Origin of the sequence: Cribrihabitans marinus (assembly GCF_900109035.1) — a bacterium.
In the GTDB taxonomy this organism is placed as follows: domain Bacteria; phylum Pseudomonadota; class Alphaproteobacteria; order Rhodobacterales; family Rhodobacteraceae; genus Cribrihabitans; species Cribrihabitans marinus.
This window is the reverse complement of sequence record NZ_FNYD01000004.1, coordinates 426683-435401: the sequence shown is the minus strand read 5'-3', so window position 1 is coordinate 435401 and position 8719 is coordinate 426683. Positions and strand designations below refer to the sequence as shown.

Here is an 8719-nt window from a genome sequence, read left to right as displayed (position 1 = left end):
CAAGGCCCCTACCGGCGCGACATACAGACACTCAATCCATCGAAATGAACCAAACCGCCCGCATATCTCTTCAGATATCCAAAATGTCAAAGAGCACGCAGAGACAATATTCACGAGATGCGCCCTAACTTGCTCGGCGCGCCCCGCCTCAACTGCTCTGCTGTTGTCCGCTTTCCCAAGCTCGCCGCCTGGTTCCGCGTCCCGACACCGCATCAGCGCCGCCGGTGAGGGGCTATTTACGGCTCAGGTCCGACCTCCGCAACCCCCTTTTGAAAAAATCTTCGCATTTCTTTCGCAAAGGGGATGAAGGTCAATAAAATCAAAGAGTTGCGATCCAACTCGGCCTCTTGAGTCCGGTCGTGTCACCGCGCTCTGAACGGGGTCGTCAAAGCCGCCGGCGCCGGTCCTGGCCCGCGACTCGCGCGTTACCACCATATCTTGTGGGCCATTTTCATGTAACCACTAACAGGTCGACTCGCCGCTCGCGCGACTCGATCCGGCGCAGCGGCGACTCAGGGCCGGAAATCCTCCGGCACGCCGAATGGTGGCCGGTCCACCCCGGCTCCGGTCAGCGCCTCGAGAAATGCCAGGATCTCGGCAATCTCGTCATCGCCCAAGCGCACTGGTGCAATGTCCCGCGCCCGCGCTTGGCGGGCCAGCTCGCGGCGATCCTGCAGGACGACGAAATCGATCTTGGCCAGCCAGTCGACCCGAGGCAGGCGGGCCATGTCGGGCGACCATGCCGCCAGCGACCCGTCCGGATCCAGATGGTGCCGCACGATGCCCTCCAGCGTGGGAAACGCGCCGTTATGGCCATAGGGGGCGGTGCGCGCCACGTTGCGCAGCATCAGCGTGCGGAACCGGTAGGCATCGGCGAGGCGGTCGGTTTCGCCCATCCGCCCGACATCGCGCGCATAGGGATCGAAGGTGCGCGTGCGACCGGGACCGAAGGGTGGCAGGCCGAGCGCGTGAAACTTCTGGTCGGACAGGAGCGGGCCGGAATGGCAGGTTGCACACCGCGCCCTGCCGTAGAACAGCGCCATGCCGCGCCGCTGTTCCGGGGTCAACGCGGCACTGTCCCCAGCCAGATACCTGTCGAAGGGGCTGTCGATGCTGGTCCACTCGGCGATCATGAAGGCGGCGAGCGCATTGGCGATCTCGACGATGCTCACCTGCTCGGGCTGGCGCACATGATCGAAGGCCGCCACGAAGGCCGGGCCGTAACGAGGATCGGTGCGCACTCGCTTGGCGAGGATCGGCCAGGCCTTGTCGATCCGGTCATGCACGGCCCCGATCACCTCGTTTTCGGACGGGTTGCCGGCCATCTCGAACTGCGCGGCCAGCGGGAACAGCGCCTGCGCGGCCAGCAGGGAATCGAGCCCTTGCGGCAGCCATTCCTCGGCCGGGGAATCGAACCCGTTGCCATAGAGGTCCGAGCGGCTGAGCCGGCCATCATGAAACAGCGTGTGAATTTCACGCGCGCCGAGGTTCCACAGGCCCGGAGCATTGCGCGGAATTCGTTTGCGGATGCGCGTCTCGCCGGATCCGGCCGTGCGTTCGGGACCCAGTCCAAGTCCGCCCTCGCCGATGCCCAGCGACAGCCCGTCCGAGGTTCCGAAATCGGGATGGTGACAATGCGCGCAGCTGATGTTGTTGTTGCCCGACAGGATCGGGTCGTAGAACAGTTGGTGGCCCAAGGCCGCCTGCGCCGGATCGAAGGGCAGGAAATCGTCGCCGGTCAGCGGCGGCGGCAAGGGATCGGCGGCCAGCGGACCGGCGAGCAAGAGGGAGAGGATCACATGCGCGCAGCGATACTTGCGCTTTGCCTTGCGGCCGGGCCGGCCCTGGCCGGAATCGAGGAGGCGCGCGACATGATGGAGGCGGGCGCGTTTGCCGAAGCCTATGACGCGCTCTGGCCGGCGGCGCGCTCGGGCAACGCCGATGCCGAGGAACTGATCGGCGTGATGTATGCCATGGGGCTGGGTGTGCCGCGCGACGACGCGCGGGCCTTCGAATGGTATCTGCGTTCTGCGATGAAGGGGCATCCCGGCGCGCAGTCCGGGGTCGGCTGGTATTACGAGGTCGGCCGCGGCCTGCCCGCGCCGGACCTGGTGCGCGCCTACATGTGGTACACGCTCAGCGCGATCGGCGGCGATCCGGATGCCGCGATCAGCCTGGAAGAAGTGGTCAAGAAGATGTCGCCGGAGCAGATCGAGAAGGCTCATGTGCTGATCGGGGATTACAAACCCTGGATGTATCCCTTCCGGTGAAGGGGCGGCGGGCGCGGAATGCGCCCGCCGACGGGATCATTTCATGTCGGCCTGACGGGCCGCGTCGATCTCCTGTTCGGCATCCGCCACCGCGGCGGTCAGGGCGTCAAAAATCTCTCCACCGCCATCGACGCTGGACTTGAACCAGTCATAGACCGGGGCCGCGGCCTCCTTGAACGCCGCCTTTTCCTCGGGCGTCGGCACGTAGAGATCGCCGCCAGCGGCCGCGAATTCCTCGTAGGCCGCGATCGACTTGCGCTTGGGCGAGGCGAATGTCGCCTGCTGCAGCTGGTAGAACCCGTCGACTACCACGCGGCGCATGTCCTCGGGCATGGCCATGAACTTCTCGTTGTTCATGAACCACAACGCGCCCATATAGGCGTGACCGTCCAGCGTCACGTATTTCAGCCCGGCATCGGGGAACTTCATGTTCATGATGTCGGTGATGCCGTTCTTCGAGCCTTCGACCACGCCGGTCTGGAAGCTGGTGAAGAGTTCCGGCCACGGGATCGGCGTGGGCGAAGCGCCCAGCGCCTTGACCAGTTCCTGCGGCAGGTCGGCGACCACGGTGCGGATCTTCAGCCCCTCCATGTCGGCCGGGCTGGCCACGCGCCGCTCGGTATTGGCGAAGTTGCGCCAGCCGCCGGTGTTGCCGATGGTCATCAGCCGGATCGCGCCGCCCGAGGCGTCCAGGGTCATCTCCTGCATCTTCTGCACGAAGGACGACCCGTTCTCGAGCACGGTTTCGGCCACACGGTCGTCGGCCATCAGATAGGGCAGGTCCAGGACCTGCACGAAGGGAAAGATCCCCGAGGCGCCGCCCGAGGTGGAGATATAGACGTCGATGCTGCCATCGGCGACGCCCTGCAGGCATTCCGCCCCGTTCGAGCACAGCTGAGTGCCGATGAACATCTCGACCTCGATGGCGCCGTTCGAGGCCTGCTCGACGAAGTTCTTGAACACGACGAGCCCGTCGTAATCCTCGTCGTTCTCGTTGGAATTGGCGGTGGCGCGGATGGTATATTCCGCCGCCTGCACGGCGATGGCCGACCCGGCCAGCATGGCCGCGGCGGTCACCGTTTTCAGCATTGTCTTAAGCACAGCGTTTCCTCCCTGTTATGCCTAATTGTGTGGTCAGTTCGCGAACCCGGTCAACCGCGGGATCGTCATCGAAAGGGCCGGCACGAAGGTGATCAGGAAGATCACCGCGATCTCGACTGCCAGGAACGGCAGGATCGCCCGCGCGATGGTCTCGACCCGCTCGCGCGACACAGCCGCCGCGACGAACAGCACCAGTCCCATCGGCGGCGTCGCCAGGCCCACGGTCAGGTTGACGCTCATGATGATGGCAAAGTGGATCGGGTCGATGCCCAGATCGGTGAAGATCGGCGCCAGGATCGGCCCCAGGATGATGATTGCCGGGCCTGCGTCCAGGAACATGCCCACAACGAAGAGCAGCAGGTTGATCAGGAACAGCAGGATCAGCGGGTTCTCGCTCAGCCCCAGAATCAGCGCCGCAAGCTGCTCGGGCGCGTGGCTCAGGCTGACCACCGTCTTGAACGCCATCGCCGCACCGACCAGCAACAGCACCACCGCCGAGGTGATGCCCGCCGTGTTCAACACCTCGGGCACGTCGCGCAAGCCGAAGGTGCGCAGCACGAAGAAGCCGATAATGAAGGCATAGGCCACCGCCACTGCGGCCGCCTCGGTCGGGGTGAAGATGCCGCCCAGGATGCCGCCCATGATGATCACCGGGGTCATCAGGGGGAAGAACGCCTTGAGGCTGGCCCGCCCGCGTTCCGGCCAGCTGTATTTCCGGCTGGCCACCGGAAAGTCGTAGCGGTCGGCCATCACCTTGACCATGCCCATTAGGCCCAGCCCCACCAGCACTCCGGGCACGATCCCGGCCAGGAACAGCGCGGCAACGCTCTCGCCCATCACATAGGCATAGATGATCATGATGCCCGAGGGCGGGATGATCGGCCCGATGACCGAGCTGGCGGCGGTGATGGCGGCGGCGAACTTGCGGGAGTAGCCCTGCTTCTCCATCGCCGGGATCAGCATCGAGCCCAGCGCCGAGGTGTCGGCCACGGCCGACCCCGACAGCCCCGCGAACAGCATCGAGCTGAGCACGTTCACATGCGCCAGGCCGCCGCGCAGATGCCCCATCAGCGCCTGGCTGAACTCGACCAGCCGCATGGTGATGCCGCCGCGGTTCATCAGTTCGCCCGCCAGCATGAAGAAGGGGATCGCCATAAGCGGAAAACTGTCCATGCCGTTATAGACATTGCGGTAGAGCAGGGTGATGTCCCGCTCCTGCCCGTTCAGCCACAGCAGCAGGCCGGGCGCGGCCAGGAGGCCGAAGAAGACGGGCAGACCGAGCAGCAGGAAGGCCAGGAATACGGGCAGGAACCAGATCAGCATCTATTCGCTCCCCAGGAATTCGGCACCGGCGATCGGTGGCAGGCGCAGGCCGCCGCCCAGAAGCGTCACGATGCTGCGCAGGATCAGCTCGACATTCACCGCGGCCAGCAGGACGACACCGACCAGAAGCGAGGCCATCATCCAGCTGCGCGGCACCCGCGTCCACTCGTCGAACCCGAGGGAGGCCGGAACATAGAGCGATGCGGTGGTGAACTGGCCGCCAAAGCCGGTGACCTCGTTCCAGCCGATGCGGGTGGCGACCAGCAGCACGACCAGCGAGATCAGCAGCAGGAACAGCGACAGCATCTGGCCCGGCACCCGAGGCAGCGCGCGCATGAACATGTCGATGGCCACGAACCCGCCCCGGCGAAAGGCGGTGGGCGCCATCAGCCCGGTCATCCACAGCATGCAGAACCGCGCCGCCTCGTCCGGCCAGGGCAGCGCGTTGTTCAGGACATAGCGGAAGAAGACCTGGATCAGGATGGCCAGCACCATCAGAGCGATGGCCACGATGCCGATCGCACGACCCAGGCGTAGCAGGGCCTCGTTTGCGTAGGCGATCGGTGCCAGCACCGACAACAATCCGCCCATGCGGATCCTCCCTGTGACATCCGCCATCATGCGCGGCGGATGGATGCGCCTAGTTTTGCGCGAATTGGCCGAACGTCCCGGCATAGAAGGCAAGCGCGTCGCCGTCCCGCATCTCGGCGCGGTCCACCTGCCCAACGACGATGACGTGATCTCCGGCTTCGTGGCAAGCCACCCGCGTGCATTCGAACCGCGCCAGGCAGCTCGGAATCAGCGGAACGCCCGCCTCGCTTGTTGTATGGTCGAACCGCTCAAGCGCGCCCGCCTCGCGCGAGCAGGTCCAGCACAGATCTGCCTGGTCGGCGGCCAGCACGTGGATGGCATAGTGTTCGGCCGCGCGGAACAGCGGGAACCGGCGCGACGCCTTGCCGGGCGCCCACATCACCAGCGGCGGATCCAGCGAGATCGAACTGAAACTGTTGGCAGTGATGCACAGCGGCCCGTCGGTGCCGGCGCAGGTGACGACGGTCACGCCGGTGGCGAACTTGCCGAAGGCGTCGCGCAACAGGCGCGAATTGGCCGGATCGGGCGCGAAGGCGCGTGACGTGGTCGGTGACAAGGCGTTCATCAGGGCACCTCCTGTCCCAGGGCTGCGGTGTAGAGGCGAAACCAGGTCTCGCGGTCCAGATCGACCTTCAGCGCATCCGAGATCGTTGCGATCCGCTGCAGGCTGTTGGTGCCCATGACCGGCAGGATCCGCGCCGGGTGGGCCAGCAGGAACGCCACCAGGACAGCGGCCCGGTCCACGCCTGCCGCCTGCGCGATCTCGTCGGCCACCTGGGCCACCGGGCCATCCCCGGTCATCAACGCGCCGCCGCCCAGCGGCGACCAGGCCATCACCGGGTGGCCATGGCGCTGGTGAAAGGCGAGGTCGCCATCGGTGAAGGGCGCAAGCGCAGCCAGCGACAGCTCGATCTGGTTGGTGACAAGCGGGGTCTTCATGCCCGATTGCAGCAATTCCCAGTCCCAGGGGCGGAAGTTCGACACGCCTACGGCCCGCACCTTGCCGGACTCGACAAGCGCGTCCAGCGCGCCACCCGTCTCGTGATGGTCCATCAGCGGATCCGGCCGGTGGATCAGCAGCAGGTCGATATGGTCGATCGCCATCTCGGACAGGGACGTTTCGACCGAGCGTTCAATATGATCGCGCGATGTGTCGTAGTGCTTGACCCGCGCATCGGCATAACGTCCGCAGGGGGCCACGATATCGCATTTGGTCACGATCTCCATCCGCTGCCGCAGCGCCGGATTGGCGCACAGCGCCTGGCCCAGCACCGCCTCGGCGCCGTAGTCGCCATAGATGTCGGCCTGGTCGAATGTGGTGATGCCCTGGTCGAGGCAGGCGTTGATCTTGGCCTCGACATGCGCGGCCGAGGTGTCGGAATCATCCGCCAGACGCCACATGCCATAGACGATCCGGCTCAATTCCAGGCCGGGGGACAGGGTGACTCGATCCATCAGCGGCGGACTCCGTTGCCAAGCGGGGTTGCGGGGGTCTCGGCCGGAATCCGGCCGTATTCATGCGGCAGCGAACAGGTCTTGAGCTGCGGCAGGACGCGCGACCCGAAATGCCGTGCCTCGTCGATGTGCGGGTAGCCCGAGAAAATGAAGGCGCGGATGCCCATCTTGCGGTAGTCCTCGATCTTGCTCAGCACCTGGTCGGTCGACCCCACCAGCGCCGCGCCGCAGCCCGAGCGCGCACGGCCCACGCCGGTCCACAGGTTCGGCTCGGTATAGCCGAACTGGTCAGCCAACTCGCGCGCCCGCGCCTGGTGCGAAACGCCCAGCGAGGTTGAATCGAGCGCCCGTTCGCGGATCAGCCGGCCCAGCTCGTCATCCAGTTTCGAAGCGATATAGTCGGCGTATTCCCGCGCCTCCGCCTCGGTGTCGCGCACGATCATGTGCACCCGCAGCCCGTAATCCAGCGTCCGGCCATAGCGCTCGGCCACGGCATGAACCGCCTTCATCCGCCCGGCCAGCTGGTCCTGCGTCTCGGGCCACATCAGGTAGACGTCGCAATGCTGCCCGCAGAGATCCAGTGCCGCCGGGGAATAGCCGCCGAAATACAGAAGCGGCCCGCCGGTCTGATAGGGTTTCGCCGGATCGGCGGTCAGCCCCTCGAAGTCATAGACCTCGCCCTTGTAGGTGATCTCGTCCTGCGTCCAGGCCTGTTTCAGGATCTCGACCACCTCGCGCGAACGCTGGTAGCGATAGGCGCTGTCGGCCTTTTCACCGGGAAAGTCGGAACTGATTATGTTGACCGTCAGCCGCCCCTTCAGCATGTGATCCAGCGTGGCGATGGTCCGCGCCAGCATGATCGGCTGCATCTCGCCGCAGCGCACGGCGGCCAGCAGGTTGATCTTCGACGTGATCGGCGCGCAGCCGGCGACAAAGCTCAGCGTGTCCTGCCCCACCTGGTAGGAGGAAGGGCACAGGATGTTGCGGAACCCCTGCGCCTCGGCCTCTTGCACGATGGCCGAGCAATGCTCCCAGCTGGAGCGCAGATCGCCGTCCGGCACGCCCAGGAAGCGGTAGTCGTCCGAGCAGAGCGCCGAGAACCACGACACTTCGGACGCGTCGAGATCCGGTGACGTGATCGGGACAACACTCATTCGGGCGACTCCTTGGAAAGGCGGTGCATTTCCTCTTGCGTAGCAGCCGCTTTGATGTAGATCAATAGTGTATCAATTTTTTCCGCGACACGGTGCCGCAACGCATGCCCCCCGCCCGCTCCAGCCCCACGGCGCTGCCGATTTACGTGCAGATTGCCGAATTGCTGATCCGCGACATCGGCGCCGGGCGGCTGATCGACGGCGAACGCCTACCCCCGGAACGCGAGATGGCCGCGCGGCTGGACATTTCCGTCGGCACCCTGCGCAAGGCGCTGCGCGAACTCGAAGGCAAGGGCTTGCTGGAGCGGGTCCAGGGGTCGGGAAACTACGTGCGCAGCGGCCCGTCCGCCGATGCGGTCTATGCGATGTTCCGGTTGGAACTGCCCGAAGGCGGCGGGTTGCCGCGCGCCGATATCCTGTCGGTCGAGACGCTGGACAAGCCCGACGACCTGCCACGGTTCGGCAGATCCGACCGGGGCGCGCGCGTGCGGCGGCTGCGCTATCTCAATGACACGGTGATCGCGGTCGAGGAGATCTGGCTGGACGCATCCGCCGGTTCCGTCGATCCGCGCATGCTGTCCGATTCGCTCTATCGCTATTACCAGAAACAGCTGGGTTTCTGGATCACGCGGGCCGAGGACAGGGTGTCGATCGGCCGGGTTCCCGATTGGGCGCCCGAGGGTTTCACCCGTAGGCCGGGCGACATCGTCGGCTATATCGAACGGTTCAGCTGGTCCGACCGGCCCGAACCGGTCGAGTTTTCCCGCACCTGGTTCGACACCGACCGGGCGATTTATGTGCAACGGCTGAAATGAGGAGAAACCT

Annotated in this window: 9 protein-coding genes; 2 read left to right on the top strand and 7 right to left on the bottom strand. The window is 65.4% G+C overall.

The window, feature by feature from the left end:
- Window positions 1–512 precede the first annotated feature (512 nt).
- Window positions 513–1799: a cytochrome-c peroxidase gene (locus BMX57_RS09255; RefSeq protein WP_229724222.1), complete on the bottom strand. Its 1287-nt coding sequence runs from the start codon at window positions 1797–1799 to the stop codon at window positions 513–515.
- Here BMX57_RS09255 and BMX57_RS09250 point away from each other — a divergent pair, their 5' ends adjacent.
- Window positions 1800–2270, top strand: a complete 471-nt coding sequence (locus BMX57_RS09250; RefSeq protein ID WP_092365492.1) for a tetratricopeptide repeat protein — start codon at window positions 1800–1802, stop codon at window positions 2268–2270. It begins immediately after the preceding gene.
- Window positions 2271–2306: 36 nt separating this feature from the next.
- On the opposite strand, the gene dctP is transcribed toward BMX57_RS09250, so the two are convergent.
- The 6 genes from dctP to BMX57_RS09220 are packed head-to-tail and all read right to left on the bottom strand — an operon-like array spanning window position 2307 to window position 7894.
- Entirely contained in the window at window positions 2307–3359 is a 1053-nt protein-coding gene (dctP, locus tag BMX57_RS09245) for a TRAP transporter substrate-binding protein DctP (RefSeq protein WP_373283101.1), read from the bottom strand.
- A gap of 45 nt (window positions 3360–3404) precedes the next feature.
- Window positions 3405–4694 carry a TRAP transporter large permease gene (locus BMX57_RS09240; RefSeq protein WP_092365486.1) on the bottom strand — a complete coding sequence of 430 codons (1290 nt, stop codon included), beginning with the start codon at window positions 4692–4694 and terminating at the stop codon, window positions 3405–3407.
- Entirely contained in the window at window positions 4695–5285 is a 591-nt protein-coding gene (locus BMX57_RS09235) for a TRAP transporter small permease (protein WP_092365483.1), read from the bottom strand.
- A 49-nt stretch (window positions 5286–5334) separates the two neighbouring features.
- Window positions 5335–5850: a flavin reductase family protein gene (locus BMX57_RS09230; RefSeq protein WP_092365480.1), complete on the bottom strand. Its 516-nt coding sequence runs from the start codon at window positions 5848–5850 to the stop codon at window positions 5335–5337.
- Window positions 5850–6740 carry an aldo/keto reductase gene (locus BMX57_RS09225; RefSeq protein WP_092365477.1) on the bottom strand — a complete coding sequence of 297 codons (891 nt, stop codon included), beginning with the start codon at window positions 6738–6740 and terminating at the stop codon, window positions 5850–5852. The genes BMX57_RS09230 and BMX57_RS09225 overlap by 1 nt, the downstream gene beginning before the upstream one ends.
- On the bottom strand, window positions 6740–7894 hold the full coding sequence (locus BMX57_RS09220; protein WP_092365474.1) for an LLM class flavin-dependent oxidoreductase: 1155 nt from the start codon (window positions 7892–7894) through the stop codon (window positions 6740–6742). Before BMX57_RS09220 ends, BMX57_RS09225 begins: the two co-directional genes overlap by 1 nt.
- A gap of 104 nt (window positions 7895–7998) precedes the next feature.
- Here BMX57_RS09220 and BMX57_RS09215 point away from each other — a divergent pair, with 104 nt between their 5' ends.
- Entirely contained in the window at window positions 7999–8709 is a 711-nt protein-coding gene (locus BMX57_RS09215) for a GntR family transcriptional regulator (RefSeq protein ID WP_092365471.1), read from the top strand.
- Window positions 8710–8719: the final 10 nt, after the last annotated feature.